The sequence below is a fragment of the Gottfriedia sp. OAE603 genome, from assembly GCF_040543965.1.
Classification (GTDB): domain Bacteria; phylum Bacillota; class Bacilli; order Bacillales; family Bacillaceae_G; genus Gottfriedia; species Gottfriedia solisilvae.
The window spans coordinates 3275647-3296296 of the sequence record NZ_JBEUNN010000001.1 but is presented as its reverse complement, the minus strand read 5'-3'; the positions used below and the strand labels follow the sequence as shown (position 1 = coordinate 3296296).

The following is a 20650-nucleotide window of genomic DNA, read 5'->3' as shown; positions in this document are numbered from 1 at the left end:
AAACCATCTTTTTAGGTGGTTTTTTTATTTGTTTAAATTTTCTGAATAAAAGAAGGTTTTATGCATATTATTAACGAAATGTTTAATTATTCTAATTTGGACAGCTACTAAATATAAATTAGTAATCGTGTAAAAGGGGGAGTTTCCATATGAATGGAATCAATTTAGTTGCTCCGAAAGTATATAATCTTGTTTGGGAGATTGAAAAATTTGCGACAACAAGTAAGCTAGCTTTAAAATGGGTAAATTCGAATGGTGAGACTCATTCGATTACTTATAAAGATTTATATAATAAGGTTCATCAATATGCATTTTCATTTAAGAACAATGGGATTGAAAAAGGGGACAAACTCTTTGTCATGATGCCTAGATGCGTAGAGACATACGCTGTTTATTTAGCAATTTTAAAAATTGGCTGTGTTATCGTTCCAGGCTCAGAAATGCTAACGATTAAAGATATTCAGTATCGAATTGACCATAGTGATGTAAAAGGGATTGTAGCCCATAATCAATATATAGATACTTTTAGTAGCTTTGCTAAGAGTGGAAATTATAAATTATTTACGATTAACGAACAAGCTGGTGTATGGAACTCCTTAAACGATCAAGCAATTATTGGAGCTCATGTATTAACGGTCGAAACAAAAAGTGATGACTTAGCTTTTATATCCTATACGTCAGGAACAACTGGAAACCCAAAGGGTGTAGTACATACTCATAGTTGGGGATATGCACATATTCGTACAATTGCATCAAGTTGGTTAGATGTAACAGAAGATGATGTTGTGTGGGCAACAGCGGGTCCAGGGTGGCAAAAGTGGATATGGAGTCCATTTCTAGCTACATTAGGAAGCGGGGCGACAGGTTTCTTTTACGAGGGCAAATTTGATCCTGAAACATTTTTAACTTTATTAAATGAACACAACATCACTGTATTTTGTAGTACACCGACAGAGTATCGTTTCATGGCAAAGGCTGAGAATTTAGACCAATTCAAATTACCTTCTTTACGAAGCGCTGTTTCCGCAGGGGAGCCTTTAAACCAAGAAGTTATCCATACATTTAAAAAATACTTTCAGGTTGATGTAAGAGATGGCTATGGTCAAACAGAAAATACATTATTAATTGGAACATTAAAGGACTTAAAAGCCAAAGTGGGTTCAATGGGGGTTCCTACTCCAGGGAATTTAGTTGAAATTGTTGATGACGATGGAAATCCGGTAGAGACGAATACGGTTGGTAATATTGCCGTTCATATCAATTCTCCTGCCTTATTTAAACATTATTATAATGATGCGAGTAGAACAAAAGATCAAATTAGAGGAAACTATTATATTACAGGTGATCGGGCTAAAAAGGATGAAGACGGATACTATTGGTTTGATGGTCGTAGCGACGATATAATTATCAGTGCAGGCTATACAATTGGTCCATTTGAAATAGAAGATGCTCTCGTTCAACATAAACTGGTTAAGGAATGCGCTGTAGTAGCAAGTCCTGATCCATTGCGAGGTAATGTTGTAAAAGCGTATGTTGTATTAACTGAGAACTCTTCTAACAGTGATGAGCTAGTCATCGAATTACAAGAGCATGTGAAAAAAGTAACTGCACCGTATAAGTATCCTAGAAAAATTGAATTTGTTCATGAATTACCAAAAACAACTTCTGGGAAAATAAGAAGAGTTGAGTTGCGTGCTAGGGAACAAATGCCAGAATCGAAATAAATTGATACCTATGTTAAAATGAGGGAAAATTCCCTCTTTTTTATTTGACTCTTTTTAAGTTAAAGGCTCTATTAATTGCTGATATTTTACTAAAGATATTTTCGAAAATGAACTGATAGAATTCCAAGGAAGGTGCGAGACTCCTATGGGAGTAGCGGGAAAGCATGTTAAAAACATGACGTCCTGTCTAGCGCATTCATGATCCACATCGTGTGGACCCAGGAGGCTCATCTCTCGCCCCATAGAAAGTGAGCATCCTGAAACGGAAATCAACATTCGTTTTTATTGAGCTAAGTTAAAAAAGACACTAAATAACACTGAAAAAGCGGTAATGAAAAAATATAAAGAAGTAAAGAAAATAGCATAATTTTTAGAATGGACGGTGTTCTAATTGAAAAAGCTTTGGTTTAATGGAGTATTTTATACGATGGCAAGTGAAGAAGAGACGGTTGAAGCAATTTGTACTGAAGATGGAAAAATAGTGAAAACAGGTTCATACAATGATTTATTAACTTGGTTAGCTGATGAGGCTGTCGAGATGATTGATTGTAAAGGAAAAGTAGGACTGCCAGGTTTTATCGATAGTCACCTACATTTAATTGGCCACGGTGAAGCGATGAATCGGGTTGACCTTTCAAATTGTTCATCATATCATGAAATGCTTCAAAAAATGAATTCCGCAGTAAAAGATGCGAAGCCTAATGAATGGATCATTGGCGAAGGATGGAACGAAAATGAATGGGCAAATCAAGTAGATTTTTCGATTGTTGATCTGGATGAGCTATCAAGCGAAAATCCAATCGTTTTAAAAAGAACTTGTAGACATGTTTATTTCGTTAATTCAATTGCACTCGATGAAGCTGGAATCAATCAGCAAACTGTGATTGAAGGCGGACAGGTTGGAGTTGCAATAGATGGTAGATTAAATGGGCTACTATATGATGAAGCAGTTAATTTAATTATAAAAGCAATGCCAGCACCGGATGATCTTTATTTATCAAAAGCAATTACAACAGCTGTAAAGGATTGCCATCGTCATGGTATCGTCGCTTGTGTAACAGAGGATCTTTCATATTATGGCAATGCAAACCTAGTTGTTGATTTATATGAACAATTATTAGAAGAGCTTTCTTTCCATACTCATGTCCTAATTCATCATACAACTCTTGATGATGTGAAGTTGCGTTTACATAGTGGCAATGAAAATGTTTCCTTTGGTGGAGTGAAAGCATTTATAGATGGTTCTTTTGGTGGGAGAACAGCTCTTTTAGAAGAGCCTTATGATGATGATCGAAATACAAATGGATTACAAGTCACTCCACCAATTAAGCTGGAATCAATTACGAAAAAAGCTAGAGAAGCAGGTCTACCAGTTGCTTTTCATATGATTGGTGATTTAGCAGTAAAACAAGCAATTGATGTGGTTACAAAATATCCGAATAATTTAGAACTACCGGATCGTTTTATCCATTGTGAATTATTATCAAAGCAATTGATTGAAGAAATGAAGAAACTACATATTGTGATTGATGTTCAAACATCATTTTTATATGGAGACTATCCATGGCTAATCGAGAGAATAGGAGAAGAGCGTAATAAAAATGCTTTCCTTATTAAAACTCTTTTAGATGAAAAAATACCAATTGCAAATGGATCAGATACGCCAATTGATACAATTAATCCATGGCAAGGTGTATATTCGGCAGTAACTCGTAAAGCGAAAGACGGCTTAATATACAATGAATCAGAAGCAATTAGTCTATTTGAGGCTATAAAATTATATACAGTTAGTAGTGCTAAGTCATTTGGACAAGACCATCAAAGAGGATTGATAAAAGAAGGATATAACGCTGATTTTATATTATTTGAAGTAGACCCATTTCAAGTGAATCCAGATGATTTATTAACATTAGCATGTAGTGAAACAATCAGTCGTGGAAAAGTAGTGTTTTCCAGAAACTAGTGATTTATATTGTATTATCAAAGAATGGTGTTATCATTCTTTCAATTTGTAGACGAAGTATAAAAACTAAAAACGTTTATCTTTCGAGGCTCAGGAGGCAAATGAGGAGCGGAGTTACCTTTGCTGGTAATGAGCACCACAAGCAGGCGAAGCAGCGAAGAAAGCAAGCGTTTGGCAAGCAGTCTGAAAAGAATGGTAAGTTTTTTACCATTCTTTTTGTTTATGGAAAAGTTTGATTGCCCATACTGATACAAAAAAGGGTGGTTTCTTGCTATACTTTTATTCCTTCTTAATATTAATTGCAATCGTAATTGTACTGTTATTCCTATTGATTCTGTTCGTTGATCTAAGAGTAATGAGTCATACCATTTATACGAATCAAGAACGAATTATGATTGTTAAAATTTCTATGTTAAAAAATTTATTGAGATATAAATTTATTGTTCCGTTAAAACCAAATGAAGTAAAAGATGAGTTAGAGCATTTGGAGAAAAAAAGAGATATTTCTATCCTACAACAAATTGATTTTTTCATAAATTTATATTCAAATGCGCATACTATCATTATTCGTTTTTTACAATCAGTGCAAATATATAATGTTAATTACCATGTCCACTTTGGTGTTGGAAATTCAGCTTTAACAGGGGTATCTATTGGTACAGCTTACAGTATGATCGGCATAGTAGAGAATATTTTAGAACGATTTACGATTTTACATAAACCACCAAATATAGATATTACACCTAATTATTATGCAACAATCATTGAGGCGAATGGGAAAATTCGTTTTTCATTTTCAATTAGAAAAGCAGTTCATACAGGCTTTTTAGTATTTTTGGCTTATAGGAAGACAAGAAAAGAATTTCAAGTTACACATCCATTTGAATCTATTTCGAGGTGATTAATAATGAGTCAACATCCAATCGGTGATTTAATGCATGCAGCGATGGAAAATTTATCTGCAATGATCAACGTGAATACAATAATCGGTGATCCGATCTCCACACCTGATGGAAGCATCATTTTAACAGTTTCAAAAGTAGGTGTAGGTTTCGCTGCTGGAGGAAGTGAGTTTAGAAACTATCATCTAGTTGATGGTGTTAAACAAACAGAAACTAGAAGTCCACATCCATTTGGAGGAGGGACTGGTGGTGGAGCATCAATCACGCCAATTGCTTTCCTGATTGTAAACAAGCATGGAGTAAAACTTTTACACTTAGATCAGAACACACATTTAATTGAAAAATTAATGGATTTAACACCACAAGCATTGGAAAAAGTGAAGAGTTATATGAAGAAAAAAGAAGAGCCAATTGATGAAGAAGATGGATACGATTCAGAATTAGATTAAATATAAAATTTGAGTAAAGTTAATTGCATTCATGCATTCCTTCCAGTAAGATAAATGTTGTGAACATTTTGTAATATTTGGGAGGAATAATCATGGCATCTGTAACATTCAAAAACAATCCAGTAACATTAATTGGTTCTGAAGTAAAAGTAGGAGAAAAAGCTCCAAACTTTACTGTATTAGCTAATGACCTAAGCCCAGTAACTTTAGAAACTTCGGCTGGAAAAGTTCGTTTAATTAGTGTAGTACCTTCAGTAGACACTGGTGTATGTGATGCACAAACTCGTCGTTTTAACGAAGAAGCATCTAACATTGGAAATGTTGAAGTATTAACAATTTCTATGGACTTACCATTCGCACAAAAAAGATGGTGTGCAGCTAGCGGATTAGAAAATGTACATACTTTCTCAGATCACCGTGACGCTTCTTTTGGTGAAGCTTATGGTGTATTAATGCAAGAATTACGTTTACTTGCTCGTGCAGTATTCGTAGTAGATTCAAATGACGTAGTAACTTATGTAGAATACGTAAGCGAAGGTACAAGCCATCCAAACTACGAAGCAGCAATTGAAGCTGTTAAAGCAGCTAAATAATTAAACGCTATATTGAGTAATCAAAAGCTGTCGAGGCATACTCGGCAGTTTTTTTGTTATGTTGAAGAATTGATACTATTTGGCAAATAAAAGATGTAATACAAAAATAAAAATGCCTACTAATAGAAATCGTTAGTTGGCATTTTTATGTGTTTCTCTTTTTAATGAGAGACGTTTATTCTATTCATTTTACACGAATTTATTTACCAAGAGCGCTAGATTTTGTTGTACATCTTTCCATAGCGGCGATAATAGCTGAGCGGAATCCTTGCTGTTCTAACTCAGCAATTGCTTCAATTGTGGCTCCGCCAGGCGTACATACTTGGTCTTTTAATTCGCCTGGATGTAATTCAGTTTCAAGTACCATCTTAGCAGCGCCAAGTACTGCTTGGGCAGCTAGATTATAAGCTTGTTTACGTGGGATTCCTTGTAAAACGGCGCCATCTGCTAGTGCTTCAATCATTAAATACACATAAGCTGGTGAGGATCCACTAACTGCCGGGATTGCATCCATTAAATTTTCGTTTACAATTTCGCATTTTCCGAAGCTATTAAAAATAGCCATAACTTCATTAAGTTCTGAATCAGTAACGATTTGATTATGGCAAAGCGCACTCATGCCTTCTCTTACTAATGATGGGGTATTTGGCATTGTACGAATAATTTTTACTTCCTTACCAAAAGATTTTTCTACCCCTTCTAAAGTAATACCAGCTGCAATTGTGATAATAACCGTGTGATTTGAAATGCTATCCTTAATTTCATCAATGATTGTTGGATACAAATCTGGTTTGACAGCTAAGAATAAATAATCAACTTTTGTAGCCAATTCCACATTGTTTTGTAATGTTTGAATCTCATATAAAGCTTTTACTTTTAAAAGTGTTTCATTCGATTTAGCACTTACAATAATGTTATTTCTTTCAATTAGTTTAGAGTCAATTAACCCGCCGATCATCGCTTGGGCCATCTTCCCGCATCCTATAAAACCTATTTTCTTATCCATTTCGTCACATCCATTATTAAGTAATAAATTGAATTATACAGTAGGGCCTAATTTTTACCAAATAATAGTTTATTAAAAAAATTTAATATTATCTTCCCGTTTATATGATTTTTTTTGTAAAATAGAATTTGCAGGTGATATTGAAGCTTCATAAGGGGGGAATTATGAAACATACATGTATACAGCATAATGACAAAAATACAATCCAATTAATTCAAGAATTTATTCAAACTTATGGTGGTTCCTCGCAAACACATTTAGGATTTCTTGGGGACAAGGATATTTTTGTTACAAAAAATAAAAAGGCTGCATTTCTTTATCGAAAAAATAAGGACAAATTTGTTGTTTTAGGAGACGCACTTGGCGAAAATTCTATTGAAGCATTACTTGAATTTGAACAATATGCCAGGAGCATGAAATGTGTGCCGTGTTTCTATCAAATAAATGAAAATATGAAAGAAGTATATATAAAAGCAGGATATAGCTTATTTAAATTAGGCGAAGAAGCAGTTGTGGAGTTAGAACAATATGAAATTACAGGGAAAAAAGGCGCAAAGCTTCGTACGAAGAGGAATAGATTAATTCGTCAAGGCTTTGAATTTGAAGTTTTAATGCCAGAACATGATGGATATTTCCTTGAGAATTTAAAAAAAGTATCCGATGAATGGTTAAATGGAAGAGAAGAACTATCGTTTTCTGTCAGTTCTTTTCACTATGATTATGTTTCAAACTTTCCTGTTGCAAGTTTAAAAAATAGTGATGGAGAAATCATTGCATTTGCAACCTTAGCAATTGAAGGTGACATCATTTCTATTGATTTAATGAGACATAAAAGAGATATGCCGTACGGAGCAATGGATATGCTATTTATTTCAATCCTATTTTGGGGTAAAGAAAAAGGATTTGTTAAGTGTAGTTTAGGAATGGCACCCTTAGCGAATGTAGGAATTGATTCAAATGCTACCTTGTATGAAAAATCGGCTAAATTAGTATTTAAATACGGTAATTCGATTTATAATTTTAAAGGGTTACTAACATATAAAAGTAAGTTTGCAAATTGTTGGGAACCAAAGTATCTAGCATATAAACCTTACACATTTATTATGGTAGTAAATACTTTGTACAAAATTGTGCACGGAAAAAAATCATTCGATTCAATCATTAAATTTAAAAAGCCTGTCTTAAAAAAAGCAAAAATAAGTTAATTGAGTAAAGACCTTGATCTAGTTCGAGGTCTTATTTATTTTTTAGACTCATCTCTCATACATTGTTGTTTTAGTATGCGTTAGTTGATTACAACTCCAGGTTGCTCCCTTTCCGTGGGGCGTATAGCTGAGCCTCCTCGGCAGCCTGTGGGGTCTTAGCCTTCTCGCATCTCCCACAGGAGTCTCGCACTTTCCGTTGAATTCAACTTCTGCCTTTATCTTATAAATCAAACAAACAACAATCTTTTAGAAAAGTGTCTTATTTAGGTCTTTAGAAATAGTAGCGACGAGTTTTGCACGCTTCACAAAAAGAACCTTATATTAAAAGTAAATTTTATTTCAAATTCATCCAAATAACTTTTACACAATTAATAAAGTGGACACGCTTAAAAGGCATACGTATAATGAGAAACAATGATTAAACAAATTGAAAGCGAGGAATACATATATGAGTAAAGAAAATACGGTTGAACTTTTATTTAATAACATAGATGAATCTACAGAATTGTTAAAAGACAGTTTAGAGCTCTCTTATTTAGAAGCATTAATTGAAACAGGTGAGAATTTCTTCGAGGGGGAAATTTTACAAGAAGAAATAAATGACTTACAACAAGAGAAACTAATGAAAATAATCCATCAATATAATGAAACTACAAAAGATAATGAAAGCATAAGACGAGCGTTTCAATTAGCAATCTTAAAAGGAATGAAACAAGGTGTCCAAACAAATCATGAGATGACACCTGATGGTATTGCTTTTATTGTTTCCTATTTAGTTGGAAAATTTACAGACGGAAAAAAAGATTTGAAAATTTTAGACCCAGCCATCGGTACAGGTAATCTTTTATTAACGATTCTAAATGCGTCTAAAGATCAATTTACTGATTCAGTTGGAATAGACGTAGATGATGTTTTAGTAAGAATCGCATTTGTTGTCGGAAATTTACTTGGCCACGAAATAGAATTATTTAATCAAGATAGCTTGGCACCTCTTTTTGTTGATCCAGTTGACTTAGTTGTATGCGATCTGCCTATCGGTTTTTATCCGAATGATGAACGTGCAAAAGCTTATACACTAAAAGCAAAGGAAGGCATGTCTTTTGCTCATCATTTATTCATTGAACAGAGTATGAACTATTTAAAATCTGGTGGATTTTTCATCGGATTAGTACCAAATCATCTTTTTACTTCTGAACAATCTCAAGCATTACAGAACTTTATTAATGAAACAGGTGTGATTCAAGGATTAATACAGTTGCCATTATCTGCCTTTAAGGATGAAAGACATCAAAAAAGCATATTAATTATCCGAAAAAATGCAGAAAATATGAAGAAGCCGAAACATGCTTTATTAGTTGATTTCCCTAAGTTAACTAATATGAAGGCTGTTGAAGACATCATGCTTCAAATGAATTCATGGTTTAAAGAAAATTTACAATAATTGAACTTTTAAACACGTAAACTTATTTGTGTTATAATGATTTCAATAAAAAAAATATAACAGTTTCATGTTTAAAGGAGATGTTGAAACATGGCAAATATTCTTGCAATTAACGCTGGTTCTTCTTCGTTAAAGTTCCAATTAATCGAGATGCCTAGTGAAAGAGTACTTACAATAGGGTTAGTAGAACGTATTGGTCTGAAAGATAGTGTTTTTATTATCACAGTAAATGGCGAAAAAATGAAAGAAGTAACAGACATAGTTGATCACTCTGTAGCAGTAAAAATGCTATTAGATAAGCTAACAGGTTTAGGCGTTATCTCTTCGTTCGATGAGATACACGGTGTAGGACATCGTGTAGTTCACGGTGGAGAATTATTTACTGACTCAGCTTTAATTACTGAAGAAGTTGAGAAGCAAATTGAACTACTTTCAGATTTAGCGCCACTTCATAATCCAGCTAACTTAGTTGGTATTCGTGCGTTTAAACAAATTTTACCAAGTATTCCTGCTGTGGCAGTATTTGATACGGCTTTCCACCAAACAATGCCTGAAGAGTCATTCTTATACAGCTTACCTTATGAATACTATAAACAATTTGGTATTCGAAAATATGGATTCCATGGTACATCTCATAAGTTCGTAACTGCTAGAGCGGCAGAGTTAATCGGTAAACCAATCGAAGAATTACGACTTATTTCATGTCACTTAGGAAATGGTGCAAGTATCGCAGCTGTTAAAGGTGGTAAATCTATTGATACTTCGATGGGATTCACACCACTTGCAGGTGTAACGATGGGTACTCGTTCAGGTAACTTAGACCCTGCTCTTATTCCTTATATCATGGAAAAAACAGGTAAAACAGCAGAGGAAGTTCTTGATGTTTTAAATAAAGAGAGCGGAATGCTTGGAATTTCAGGTTTCTCAAGTGATTTACGTGATATTGAAACAGCTGCAGAAGAAGGTAACAAACGTGCTATTATTGCGCAAGATGTCTTTGTAAGTCGTATCCATAAATATTTAGGTTCTTATGCTGCACGTATGAAAGGTGTAGATGCGATTATTTTCACAGCAGGTATCGGTGAAAATGGTCCGGAAATTCGTGAAGCAGTGTTAGAAGGACTAGAGTTTATGGGAGTTTACTTCGATCCAAGTAAAAATAATATAAGAGGAAAAGAGGCTTTCATTAGCTTTGATCACTCACCAGTTAAAGTAATTGTAATTCCAACGAATGAAGAAGTTGTAATCGCAAGAGACGTTGTTCGTATTGGAATGTAAATGATTTAATATAACGTAGAGCATACAAAAAAAGAAGATCTCATATTCTTATTATGAGTTCACTTTTTTATCGCTCTACGTTTTTTTTATACTTCGAGGTGATGGGATGGACAGTATAAAGGAATTTAATCTATGGTTAGAGATTAATGAAAGGATGAATGAAAAAAGACACAATAGCTCAAATCGATTCGAGCAGATGTTTAAAAAAACCTCTTCTTATATTTCTCAAAAAATTCCGCATGCATATTCTGATGCTTTCAAAGATTTTTTATCAACTTCATTCTTTCACTCGCAATCCTTATTACAAACTTCTAAGCATTTCCATGAAAAGAAAAATGATATTTTACGAAGGGCACAAATATTAAGAAGTGATATAACAAAAATTAATGACCTAAGGAATTTACCAATACGCCAACTGAATTTTTTAGCCGAACAAGAAATTTCTAAAGCACTCATTATTTCAAGTGTACAAGGTGGGATGAGCGGAACTAGTTCTAAACTTGCGATGTTTTGTGATTTACCGGCTTTATTACTAGTAAATCTGAAAACCGTCCAAGAAATTGCTATGTGCTATGGATATGATGTCAGTATTCCATTAGAAATGGAATGTTGTTTAAAGGTGTTGCAAGGGGCATTACTCCCTTCGCCAGTTAAATATGAGAGATGGCATACGCTAATGACTGATACTTTGAAGCATGAAGATGAGGATGTATTTGCAATTTGGGATAGTGAGTTCAACGGAGAAGATGTTTATCAAACATTATTTTTACAATTTGGTAAGCTGTTCATTATACATTCTTTAAAAAATCGTTTAATTGGTGGGGTACCTGTAGCTGGAATAGCTGTTGGGGCCAAATGGAACGAAAATCTTACAAAAAATGTTTTAGAGTATACGAAAGCTTTTTATCAATATAGATTGTTATCAAAACGAATAAAAAAAGAGCCAACAGTTTAACAGTTGGCTCTTTTTTTTATCCATGTATCTTCACATCATCAGATACTTTTTGGTTACTTCTAAACCAAATCCATAAATCATTAATAATGGAAGCCAATTCCGCAATTTCAGAATTTAGTTTACAGCTAACGACAAAATCAGCTTCGTTATTTAATTGCTCTTGTTTATAGTTAATTGAGAACTCAAGACGTTTAATCCGATCAGGTATATCTCCTCTAATGCATTCCCATTCTGTTAGAATCGCCTGCTGCTGTTCGTGAGAGTAATCTTCCCAGTCTAATAATAAGTTGGGTAGTAAAATACCTAATCGTTCATCAAATGAAAAATAATCTTGTAACATCCGTACTCCCCCTCTACACTATATTATACATTGAAAAAAATAAGTGAAACAATTTGTTTTTTGATATTTTTAAAATAGAGTCTAACTGCTTTATTTTTAAGACATTCTATTTAACATAAATCAAAAACTAAGTTATATTTACCTTACATATCTAATTTTTTCTAGTTTAGCTATAGCTAACTAATTTATTTAAAATTGTATAAGATAGGATAGATAGAAATATACATAAAAACTCATGAAATTTAAATAAGAAAAATCTCATTTTAGTTATCAAACATATACTAAGTTGTTATTAAGATTTGAAAGGAAGAAGGATATGAAACATGCTGTCATAACAGCAGGGACAAAAGGGCTAGGAAAAAAAGTAACAGAATCGTTCTTAAAAGAGGGCTACTCTGTTACGGTTACATATTTCTCAGATGATCAGGCAATGAACCAGAGAAAAGAAGAGTGGAAAGAATATTCGGATCGAATTCTTTTTTTAAAAGGAAATATAACCGATAAAGAATTTTTAAAAGAGATTACGACAAAAACAATGAAGCAATTCGGAAGAATCGATTGTTTAATTAACAATGCCGGACCATATCTATTTAGCCGTAAAAAACTGGCTGACTACTCTGAGGAGGAGTGGGAATACTTGTTATATGGTAATTTGCACAGTGTGTTTTATTTGTTAAAGCAAATTATACCAATAATGAGAGAACAAAAATTTGGTCGTATTATAAATTATGGATTCCAAGGAGCAAATTCAGCATCGGGTTGGATTTACAGATCAGCGTTTAGTGCTGCAAAGGTCGGATTAGTTTCACTAACGAAAACAATTGCATATGAAGAGGCCGAACATGGGATCACTTCTAATATGATTTGTCCTGGTGATATATATGGCGAAATGAAGGAAGCTTCTAGACTCGATGCACTACAAAAAGGTAGTGGAAATGCACCAGTTGGTAGATTCGGTACTGGTGAGGATATAGCAAGAATGGTTCAGTTTTTATGTAAAGATGAATCAGACTTTATTACAGGGGATGTAATCGAAATAACAGGTGGGTTAGATGTCATTCATAAATATAGGCATCAATCTTTATAATGAATAAATGGGACAATTCCAATATTGAAGCATAAATTATAGTACAAAAGATTTCGAATTAACAATTTAATTAGAAAAAAAGCGTTTTCATTGGGTCATTTTACCTTTTTGTGATAAAATAAAGGTGTTATATTTTTAAATATAGAATTCATCCTAAGAGGCACGAATTAATTATATTTCAGGGGGAAATAAAATGCGTATTGGGGTACCAAAAGAAATAAAAAATAATGAAAATCGAGTAGCAATTACACCAGCTGGCGTGATGAATTTAGTAGGACATGGTCATACAGTTTTCATCGAAACAGCAGCTGGTCTAGGTTCAGGTTTTACTGATGAAGAATACGTAAAAGCTGGTGCTTCAATTGTTGAAACAGCTGAAGATGCTTGGAACAATGAAATGGTTATGAAAGTTAAAGAGCCGATTCCAAGTGAGTATGGCTATTTCCGTGAAGGTTTAATTCTTTTCACATATTTACATTTAGCTCCAGAGCCAGAGTTAACGAAGGCTTTAATTGATAATAAAGTAGTTGGAATCGCTTACGAAACTGTACAAGTTGGAAACACTTTACCATTATTAACACCAATGAGTGAAGTTGCTGGTCGTATGTCAGCTCAAATTGGGGCGCAATTCCTTGAGAAAAACAAAGGCGGTAAAGGTATTCTTTTAGGTGGCGTTCCAGGTGTTCGTCGTGGAAAAGTAACAATCATTGGTGGAGGAGTTGCTGGAACAAATGCTGCTAAAGTAGCTGTAGGTCTTGGCGCTCACGTAACAATGATCGACTTAAACCCTGATCGTTTACGTCAATTAGATGATATTTTTGGTCATCAAATTACAACATTAATGTCTAATCCATATAATATCTCTGAAGCAGTTAAAGAATCAGATTTAGTAATTGGTGCAGTATTAATTCCAGGTGCTAAAGCGCCTAAACTTGTTTCAAAAGAAATGATTGAAGCAATGGAACCAGGTTCTGTTGTTGTAGATATCGCAATTGACCAAGGTGGAATTTTTGAAACGACTGATCGTATTACTACACACGATTTCCCAACATATGAGAAACACGGAGTAGTACATTACGCAGTAGCTAATATGCCTGGCGCAGTACCTCGTACTTCAACAATGGCATTAACGAATGTAACTGTACCTTATGCTGTTCAAATTGCTAACAAGGGTTACCACAAAGCTTGCTTAGAAAATGTAGCATTATTAAAAGGTATTAACACTCTTGATGGATATGTAACTTATGAAGCAGTTGCTGAAGCTCACGGTTTAGAGTTTAAAGAAGCGGCTACATTATTACAAGGTACTTCAGTATCAACGAACTAATTAGATTAAATCCCTTTTCTTATACAGGAAAGGGATTTTTTATTTTGGCTTCTTAAAATAAATAAGAAATATAAAAAAGGTAGTTCAAGTAAACTTGACTACCTTTTAGTATTATTTCAAATATTCTTCTCTTAAAAAACTATATTGGAACATATCACGATGCTCGCCTCTAAAAAATTCATGCTTTCTCAGGATTCCATCTAAATGAAAACCATTTTTTGTAAGGAATGTTTGTGATGATAAATTAAAATCGTAAACTTCCCCATACAATTTTATTAAATTTAAATTGTTAAAAGCAAAATTTAATAAATAGTTTATTGCGAATGAACCAATTCCTTTATTTTGAAAATCCTTCTCGCCAATGAGAATGCCAAATGCGGCATGGCCATTTTCTTGATCAAGATTTCCTAGCTCAACTCTACCTACACATTGACCATTATACTCAATTGTAAACAAATGAAGTGTTGGTTTTAAACCTTCAAAGTACTGATTATAGCCATTTTGCATTTCTTCAAGACTTCTAGGTTTTTCTACTCCAACAAGCCTACCAATCTGATCATCACATTCCCATTTGTGCATAATCGGAACATCTGAAGGAGTAACCTGTCGAACAATGATGGTACCTATTTGACTCATCTTATAAAATAATTAAATCTTTAGGGAATTTAGTAAGTGTTAAAGCGCCAGTCTCTGTAATGACGATATCATCCTCAATACGAACTCCACCAACATTTGGTACATAAATACCAGGCTCAATTGTATAAGACATACCCGTTTTAATAATGCCAGTATTTGAATCGTTTACAGAAGGGTAATCATGAATACCGATACCTAAACCATGTCCAATTCTATGAACAAAGTATTCACCATAACCTGCATCTGCAATGATGTTACGAGCAGCACGATCAACATTACCTAATGTCTCACCAGGTTTACTTACATCGATTGCAGCAAGTTGACCTTTTAAAACAGTTTCATAAATTTCACGTTGTTGTTCATTAGGCTCACCAAACATTACTGTACGAGTAATATCAGAGCAATAACCATCAACAATAAATCCTAGATCCATTAAAACAAACTCGCCTTTTTTAATTGCGTTTGTTCCTGGGTTACCATGAGGTAATGCTGAATTTGCACCAGTTAAGATTAATGTACTAAATGATGTTTTAGCAAAACCTTTTTTCTTCATTTCGTATTCCATCTCAGCGATTAAATCCATTTCAGTTTTACCTTCAGCAATACGGTCGACAATGATTTGACAAGCCATATCAGCTGCATCAGCTGCCGCTTGCATACGACGAATTTCTTCTTGGTCTTTAATTAAGCGTAAATCATGTAATTTTTCTTCAGCAGCTAAGAATTGTACACCAGGGAACAGTTGTAATAATTTCTCATATCGCTGAACAAGTAAATGTTCTTTTTCAATTGCCATACGGCTAACAGTGATATTACGTTTAGCCAATGATTCTTGAATCATAGCCCAAGGGTCTTGACTGTCATTAAAGCCGATTACATCATATTTCCAACCAGCGTGTTTTACATGACCAACTTCCATTTGTGGACAAACAAGAATTGGTTCTTCATTTGGAAATACAAGAACTGCCAGTAGGCGTTCATGTGGATTACAATGGAAATTAGTTAAATAAAATACATTCTCAGTAGATGTAATGAATCCTAGTTGAATATCTTGTTCTTTTAACCAAGTTGATAGATTTTGTATACGGTGTTCCATATGTAACATCCTTTCTCAAAAAACAATTTACTGCATTCAACAAATAGTGTTTACAGTGTTTTATATCATTATTTTATCATTTGTTGAAGAAGTCGTAAAATAGCAACAACATTGATAGGTTTATTGTTTTTGAAAAAAGTTATTATCTGTTAAAATATGGTAGATACTAATTTATTTAAAGGAGTGAGTTCTTTTGAATATCACATATTTTGGACAAAGTGTTTTATTAATTGAACATGGGCAAGACGCGATTATCATTGACCCGTTTATTAATGGCAATCCTCATACGAATATTAAGGTAGAGGATCTAAAGGTAAATTATATTTATGTTACACACGGACACGGAGACCATTTAGGTGATACTGTAGAACTTGCAAAACAAAATAATGCAACAGTCATCGCACCTGTAGAACTAGCAACATGGATTTCATGGCAAGGTGTAAATGTTGTACCAATGCATATTGGTGGAGAAAAGGAGTTTTCATTTGGAAAACTTAAATTAATTGAGGCAATTCATGGATCAAGTATCGTTGATGAAGAAAATAAGCAAATTATTAATGTAGGTCCTGCTTCAGGCGTTTTACTAAAAATTGCAGGGAAGACGATTTATCATGCAGGTGATACTGCATTATTTAGAGGAATGAAAACACTTGGTGAATACGAACAAATCGATTTAGCGTACTTACCAATCGGCAATCATTTTACAATGGGGATTGATGATGCAGTAATCGCTGCAGAATGGATCGATGCTAAACAAGTAGTGCCAATACATTACAATACATTCCCAGCTATTCAAGCCGACCCTAATGAATTTTTAGAAAAGTTAATAAAGAAAAACGGTTTTGTTCAAGAGCCAAATACAACTATTTCATTATTGTAATATAAATTAAGCATTAAAATTATAGTACAGATTAAAAAGCACGTTTAAACGTGCTTTTTTTAATGGTATGAATTGTTATATAATAGTTAATAAAAATATTAATACAACCATTGAAAGCTTGGTGAGGCAATTGACAACAAAGCACGATCAAATATTAGAACATATTGAACAATTACCAGTTGGGCATAAAATATCCGTTAGACAAATAGCAAAAGATTTAAGCGTTAGTGAAGGTACTGCTTATCGAGCTATTAAAGATGCAGAAAATAAAGGCTATGTAAGTACGATTGAACGAGTTGGTACTATTCGAATTGAAACAAAGAGAAAAGAAAATATCGAAAAGCTAACATTTGCAGAAGTCGTTAATATTGTTGATGGACAAGTTTTAGGTGGAAAAGAAGGATTACATAAAACGTTAAATAAGTTTGTTATTGGAGCAATGCAGCTTGATGCAATGATGCGTTATATCACCGCGAATAATTTATTAATTGTTGGTAATCGTGTGAAAGCACATGAGCTAGCTCTAAAAGAAGGTTCTGCTGTTTTAGTAACAGGTGGATTCGATACAGATGAAAGTGTGAAATGTCTAGCAGATGAGATGAAAATGCCGATTATTTCATCTAGCTATGATACTTTTACAGTTGCAACATTAATTAACAGAGCAATCTATGATCAATTGATTAAGAAGGACATTGTACTAGTAGAAGATATATTAATTCCATTCGAAAAAACATCAACTTTATCACCCACAGATGAAGTGGAAAAATGGTTTGAGTATAATCGAGTTACTGGGCATGGTCGTTATCCTGTTGTAGATGATCGAGGTAAATTAATAGGCATTGTAACCTCAAAAGATGTCATTCATGAACAGCGAACACAACGAATTGATAAAGTAATGACGAAGCATCCTATTAGTGTGAATGAAAAAATGTCTGTTGCAGCTGCAGCTAGAATGATGGTTTGGGAAGGAATTGAATTACTTCCAGTTGTTAATTCGTCAAATATATTACTAGGAATTATTAGCCGTCAAGACGTACTTGAAGCTTTACAACAATTGCAGCGTCAACCACAAGTTGGAGAAACAATTGATGATATTATTACAAGCCAATTTCATAATGAAAAGGATCAAAAAAGTGAAGAATTGGTCATTCGTTGTAACGTTACACCACAAATGACGAATGTAATTGGTACACTATCACATGGTGTATTTACTACAATTGTAACGGAATCAGGAAAACGTGCGGTTCGAGAAATGAAGAAAAATGGTGATGTAATCGTCGAAAACATTACAATTTATTTCGTACAACCAGTTCAAATAGATGATGTGATTGAAATTAAACCAAAAGTATTAGAGCTAGGGCGTAAATTTGGAAAAGTTGATGTTGAGGTATACCAACAAGGAATACTAGTTGGTAAAGCATTAATGATGATGCAATTATTAGATCGATAAAGGAAAAAGGAAGGGCAAGACGTTCCCCTTCCTTTTCCTAATGTAATCCATTTATTTTTTAGACAGTTTGTTTATTTTGAATTGCTTTGTAATGTTTATTTTGCAAATATCCTCTGTATAGATTAGCAAAACCAAAAATGATAAATACAATCCCAATAACGATTGTTAATAACTCAATTTTTGACATGATTTGAAACACTCCATAAAGTAACAAGAACAACCCAAAAGTTAATCTAGCTCGAGAGCCAGCAATTTTTTTTGTTAAAAGTTCGCTTGTAAAGAAAAATTTGGTAACATAAAATAAGAATAAAACAAATGAAATAATTACGATTGTTGCGATGCTATCCACTTAGCTTCCACCTTTCAATTACAAATACATAATTCTATTTTAACTTGATAGAAACTATATTTCAAAAGTTTTAAAAATAATGGAAAGTAGGGGTTGAACGATGAAAGAACAAATTTTAAAAGATATACATATGTTCGATACAATTATTATTCATCGACATGTTCGTCCGGATCCTGATGCGATTGGTTCGCAATGTGGTTTAGCTGAAATGATTAAAACTAGCTATCCTGCAAAAAATGTATATGTTGTTGGTGAATTACCGCAGTCTTTACATTATTTATATCAAATGGATGATATTGAAGATGCTACATATAACGATGCACTAGTTATTGTATGTGATACAGCAAATACAGAGCGAGTAGATGATGCTAGGTATACCCTTGGCAAAAAACTCATTAAAATTGATCATCATCCAAATGTAGATCCTTACGGTGATATTATGCATGTGGACACAACAGCTAGCTCAACAAGTGAATTAATTTTTGAACTGGCAGAAAGCAGTAATGAGCAACTAGTCTTAACTGACAAAGCAGCACGTTTAATTTATGCTGGGATTATTGGTGATACTGGACGTTTTTTATTTCCTAGTACGACAGAAAGAACGTTCCATGCTGCTAGTCAGCTAATCAAAAAAGATTTTTCAATCAATGATATTTATGACAATATGTATGAAACATCAATTGAAATGGCTCATTTAAACGGATATGTTCTTCAAAATTTCAACCTAACAGAAGAAGGGGTTGGACATATTAGAATGACGAAAGAATTAATGGCTAAATACAATGTAAATTCTGAACAAGCTTCTTTAGCTGTGAGCTCTCTTGGTCATATTAAGGGCGTAAAAGCATGGGTGATTTTCTTAGAAGAAGATGATTTAATTCGTGTTCGCCTTCGTTCAAAAGGACCTGTAATTAATGGAGTAGCGGCGAATTTTAATGGTGGTGGACATCCACTTGCTTCTGGCGCAAAAGTCTTTTCGTGGGAAGAAGCAGATCAAGTAGTTGAAGAGTTAAAAAAAGTATGCAAAGAAGAGAAATAAAATGTTTAAAGAGAGGCAATCGTTTGAGAACATGCCTCTCTTTATTTTGTACTTCTGATTTTTAATGTTATTTCTAACGTCGTATCAAAGTAAATCGTATCGACTAGGAGCTTAAACCTTCGATCATCTTTCTTATAAACTTTGTTTTCAATGGCTCTTCTTAATAATTCACGATTTCTTGAAACACTTCTAATATCTTGTGTAAGTAAATGACTTAAATCATTTTGTACATCTTCTATTAATTGGAACCGAGTAAATTTATTTAGGCTATATTGCTTTTCATTAATAATTGTTACTTTAATTTCTTGTACTGTTAAGTTTCGTTTATTTTCCTCATTTAATCTTTCTTGGCTTTCCATTAAAATATTTTTATCTCGAATAAGGTCATTTCTTTCATCTTTTAATTCATTTATGATTTTAACCTGCTGTTCTTGTGTAACTCCATACATATATATAAAGACCATCCAACTAATGATTGAACCAAAGAAAATGCCGGCAAAAAACTTAGCCCATCCAAAAGAAAGTTTTTCTGGAGGAGCTTTCACTATACATGCTCTCCAGTAAACCATTGAATAATGATTGTACCAGTATGTGTTCCACCCATTGCAGCTATAATCATAAATATTTGCTTTATAAACTCAACCGTTTCTCCTGCGAATAGCCCTTTTTCAAAGCTGTAAAACGTATCAAATGTTCCACCGACTGCCCCAACAATTGCCCAAATACGTAAACTCATCGATAAATCATACATTTTACTAAGTGGTGGTTCACCAATTACATAGTATCCAATTGACCCTATTAGTGCTCCACCAATGATAATCCCAAGTGCAATAAAGTACATTGAGATTAATGTTGGGATAAACGGTAATTTAAGCTCCATTATAAATCACTCCTTCCTTAAATATATATGGACAAAGTGTTTTGTGTATG

21 protein-coding genes are annotated in these 20650 nt (G+C 33.6%); 14 read left to right on the top strand and 7 right to left on the bottom strand.

Going from position 1 to position 20650, the window contains the following annotated elements:
- Positions 1 to 149 precede the first annotated feature (149 nt).
- The 5 genes from mbcS (at position 150) to tpx (ending at position 5631) form a co-directional block, all read left to right on the top strand.
- Positions 150 to 1724 carry an acyl-CoA synthetase MbcS gene (gene mbcS / locus ABID96_RS16810; RefSeq protein WP_192603003.1) on the top strand — a complete coding sequence of 525 codons (1575 nt, stop codon included), beginning with the start codon at positions 150 to 152 and terminating at the stop codon, positions 1722 to 1724.
- A 391-nt stretch (positions 1725 to 2115) separates the two neighbouring features.
- On the top strand, positions 2116 to 3687 hold the full coding sequence (locus ABID96_RS16805; RefSeq protein ID WP_192603002.1) for an amidohydrolase: 1572 nt from the start codon (positions 2116 to 2118) through the stop codon (positions 3685 to 3687).
- Between the two features lie 268 nt (positions 3688 to 3955).
- Positions 3956 to 4588 carry a DUF2953 domain-containing protein gene (locus ABID96_RS16800; protein WP_192603001.1) on the top strand — a complete coding sequence of 211 codons (633 nt, stop codon included), beginning with the start codon at positions 3956 to 3958 and terminating at the stop codon, positions 4586 to 4588.
- A gap of 6 nt (positions 4589 to 4594) precedes the next feature.
- Entirely contained in the window at positions 4595 to 5038 is a 444-nt protein-coding gene (gene ytfJ, locus ABID96_RS16795; protein ID WP_192603000.1) for a GerW family sporulation protein, read from the top strand.
- A 92-nt stretch (positions 5039 to 5130) separates the two neighbouring features.
- Positions 5131 to 5631, top strand: a complete 501-nt coding sequence (gene tpx, locus ABID96_RS16790; protein ID WP_192602999.1) for a thiol peroxidase — start codon at positions 5131 to 5133, stop codon at positions 5629 to 5631.
- 199 nt (positions 5632 to 5830) lie between these two features.
- Here the strand turns inward: tpx and proC are convergent, their stop codons facing one another.
- A complete protein-coding gene (gene proC, locus ABID96_RS16785; RefSeq protein ID WP_192602998.1) occupies positions 5831 to 6637 on the bottom strand; it encodes a pyrroline-5-carboxylate reductase in 807 nt (268 codons plus the stop codon).
- Positions 6638 to 6801: 164 nt separating this feature from the next.
- Between proC and ABID96_RS16780 the strand changes: the two genes are divergently transcribed.
- The 4 genes from ABID96_RS16780 (at position 6802) to ABID96_RS16765 (ending at position 11516) form a co-directional block, all read left to right on the top strand.
- Positions 6802 to 7842: a phosphatidylglycerol lysyltransferase domain-containing protein gene (locus ABID96_RS16780; RefSeq protein WP_192602997.1), complete on the top strand. Its 1041-nt coding sequence runs from the start codon at positions 6802 to 6804 to the stop codon at positions 7840 to 7842.
- Between the two features lie 448 nt (positions 7843 to 8290).
- Complete coding sequence (locus tag ABID96_RS16775; RefSeq protein ID WP_192602996.1) at positions 8291 to 9283, top strand: class I SAM-dependent methyltransferase; 993 nt, start codon at positions 8291 to 8293, stop codon at positions 9281 to 9283.
- 90 nt (positions 9284 to 9373) lie between these two features.
- Positions 9374 to 10561 carry an acetate kinase gene (locus tag ABID96_RS16770; RefSeq protein ID WP_192602995.1) on the top strand — a complete coding sequence of 396 codons (1188 nt, stop codon included), beginning with the start codon at positions 9374 to 9376 and terminating at the stop codon, positions 10559 to 10561.
- Positions 10562 to 10667: 106 nt separating this feature from the next.
- Complete coding sequence (locus ABID96_RS16765; RefSeq protein WP_192602994.1) at positions 10668 to 11516, top strand: EcsC family protein; 849 nt, start codon at positions 10668 to 10670, stop codon at positions 11514 to 11516.
- 16 nt (positions 11517 to 11532) lie between these two features.
- Here ABID96_RS16765 and ABID96_RS16760 read toward each other — a convergent pair whose 3' ends face one another.
- Entirely contained in the window at positions 11533 to 11856 is a 324-nt protein-coding gene (locus ABID96_RS16760) for a hypothetical protein (protein WP_192602993.1), read from the bottom strand.
- Between the two features lie 316 nt (positions 11857 to 12172).
- Here ABID96_RS16760 and ABID96_RS16755 point away from each other — a divergent pair, with 316 nt between their 5' ends.
- Positions 12173 to 12943 carry an SDR family oxidoreductase gene (locus ABID96_RS16755; RefSeq protein ID WP_192602992.1) on the top strand — a complete coding sequence of 257 codons (771 nt, stop codon included), beginning with the start codon at positions 12173 to 12175 and terminating at the stop codon, positions 12941 to 12943.
- A 193-nt stretch (positions 12944 to 13136) separates the two neighbouring features.
- Entirely contained in the window at positions 13137 to 14270 is a 1134-nt protein-coding gene (ald, locus tag ABID96_RS16750; RefSeq protein WP_192602991.1) for an alanine dehydrogenase, read from the top strand.
- A gap of 111 nt (positions 14271 to 14381) precedes the next feature.
- Here ald and ABID96_RS16745 read toward each other — a convergent pair whose 3' ends face one another.
- Both ABID96_RS16745 and ABID96_RS16740 read right to left on the bottom strand, forming a co-directional pair.
- A complete protein-coding gene (locus ABID96_RS16745; RefSeq protein ID WP_377896955.1) occupies positions 14382 to 14906 on the bottom strand; it encodes a GNAT family N-acetyltransferase in 525 nt (174 codons plus the stop codon).
- Between the two features lies 1 nt (position 14907).
- A complete protein-coding gene (locus ABID96_RS16740) occupies positions 14908 to 16002 on the bottom strand; it encodes a M24 family metallopeptidase (RefSeq protein ID WP_088002846.1) in 1095 nt (364 codons plus the stop codon).
- A gap of 193 nt (positions 16003 to 16195) precedes the next feature.
- Between ABID96_RS16740 and ABID96_RS16735 the strand changes: the two genes are divergently transcribed.
- Together ABID96_RS16735 and ABID96_RS16730 are read left to right on the top strand one after the other, a co-directional pair.
- Positions 16196 to 16882, top strand: coding sequence for a metal-dependent hydrolase (locus tag ABID96_RS16735; protein ID WP_192602989.1), 687 nt, complete (start codon positions 16196 to 16198; stop codon positions 16880 to 16882).
- A 130-nt stretch (positions 16883 to 17012) separates the two neighbouring features.
- A complete protein-coding gene (locus ABID96_RS16730) occupies positions 17013 to 18332 on the top strand; it encodes a DRTGG domain-containing protein (RefSeq protein ID WP_192602988.1) in 1320 nt (439 codons plus the stop codon).
- Positions 18333 to 18390: 58 nt separating this feature from the next.
- Here ABID96_RS16730 and ABID96_RS16725 read toward each other — a convergent pair whose 3' ends face one another.
- Complete coding sequence (locus ABID96_RS16725) at positions 18391 to 18681, bottom strand: YtpI family protein (protein ID WP_192602987.1); 291 nt, start codon at positions 18679 to 18681, stop codon at positions 18391 to 18393.
- A 100-nt stretch (positions 18682 to 18781) separates the two neighbouring features.
- On the opposite strand from ABID96_RS16725, the gene ABID96_RS16720 reads away from it, so the two are divergent.
- Positions 18782 to 19720 carry a DHH family phosphoesterase gene (locus tag ABID96_RS16720; protein ID WP_192602986.1) on the top strand — a complete coding sequence of 313 codons (939 nt, stop codon included), beginning with the start codon at positions 18782 to 18784 and terminating at the stop codon, positions 19718 to 19720.
- A gap of 41 nt (positions 19721 to 19761) precedes the next feature.
- Here the strand turns inward: ABID96_RS16720 and ytrI are convergent, their stop codons facing one another.
- A complete protein-coding gene (gene ytrI / locus ABID96_RS16715; RefSeq protein WP_192602985.1) occupies positions 19762 to 20265 on the bottom strand; it encodes a sporulation membrane protein YtrI in 504 nt (167 codons plus the stop codon).
- Positions 20265 to 20600, bottom strand: a complete 336-nt coding sequence (ytrH, locus tag ABID96_RS16710) for a sporulation membrane protein YtrH (protein WP_192602984.1) — start codon at positions 20598 to 20600, stop codon at positions 20265 to 20267. The genes ytrI and ytrH overlap by 1 nt, the downstream gene beginning before the upstream one ends.
- Between the last annotated feature and the right edge of the window lie 50 nt (positions 20601 to 20650).

Excerpts from the sequence above, each read along its gene's own strand:
- mbcS (WP_192603003.1), top strand. The coding sequence starts at position 150 with ATGAATGGAATCAATTTAGTTGCTCCGAAAGTATATAATCTTGTTTGG.
- ytfJ (WP_192603000.1), top strand. The coding sequence starts at position 4,595 with ATGAGTCAACATCCAATCGGTGATTTAATGCATGCAGCGATGGAAAAT.
- tpx (WP_192602999.1), top strand. The coding sequence starts at position 5,131 with ATGGCATCTGTAACATTCAAAAACAATCCAGTAACATTAATTGGTTCT.
- proC (WP_192602998.1), bottom strand. The coding sequence starts at position 6,637 with ATGGATAAGAAAATAGGTTTTATAGGATGCGGGAAGATGGCCCAAGCG.
- ABID96_RS16780 (WP_192602997.1), top strand. The coding sequence starts at position 6,802 with ATGAAACATACATGTATACAGCATAATGACAAAAATACAATCCAATTA.
- ABID96_RS16775 (WP_192602996.1), top strand. The coding sequence starts at position 8,291 with ATGAGTAAAGAAAATACGGTTGAACTTTTATTTAATAACATAGATGAA.
- ABID96_RS16770 (WP_192602995.1), top strand. The coding sequence starts at position 9,374 with ATGGCAAATATTCTTGCAATTAACGCTGGTTCTTCTTCGTTAAAGTTC.
- ABID96_RS16765 (WP_192602994.1), top strand. The coding sequence starts at position 10,668 with ATGGACAGTATAAAGGAATTTAATCTATGGTTAGAGATTAATGAAAGG.
- ABID96_RS16760 (WP_192602993.1), bottom strand. The coding sequence starts at position 11,856 with ATGTTACAAGATTATTTTTCATTTGATGAACGATTAGGTATTTTACTA.
- ABID96_RS16755 (WP_192602992.1), top strand. The coding sequence starts at position 12,173 with ATGAAACATGCTGTCATAACAGCAGGGACAAAAGGGCTAGGAAAAAAA.
- ald (WP_192602991.1), top strand. The coding sequence starts at position 13,137 with ATGCGTATTGGGGTACCAAAAGAAATAAAAAATAATGAAAATCGAGTA.
- ABID96_RS16745 (WP_377896955.1), bottom strand. The coding sequence starts at position 14,906 with ATGAGTCAAATAGGTACCATCATTGTTCGACAGGTTACTCCTTCAGAT.
- ABID96_RS16740 (WP_088002846.1), bottom strand. The coding sequence starts at position 16,002 with ATGGAACACCGTATACAAAATCTATCAACTTGGTTAAAAGAACAAGAT.
- ABID96_RS16720 (WP_192602986.1), top strand. The coding sequence starts at position 18,782 with ATGAAAGAACAAATTTTAAAAGATATACATATGTTCGATACAATTATT.
- ytrH (WP_192602984.1), bottom strand. The coding sequence starts at position 20,600 with ATGGAGCTTAAATTACCGTTTATCCCAACATTAATCTCAATGTACTTT.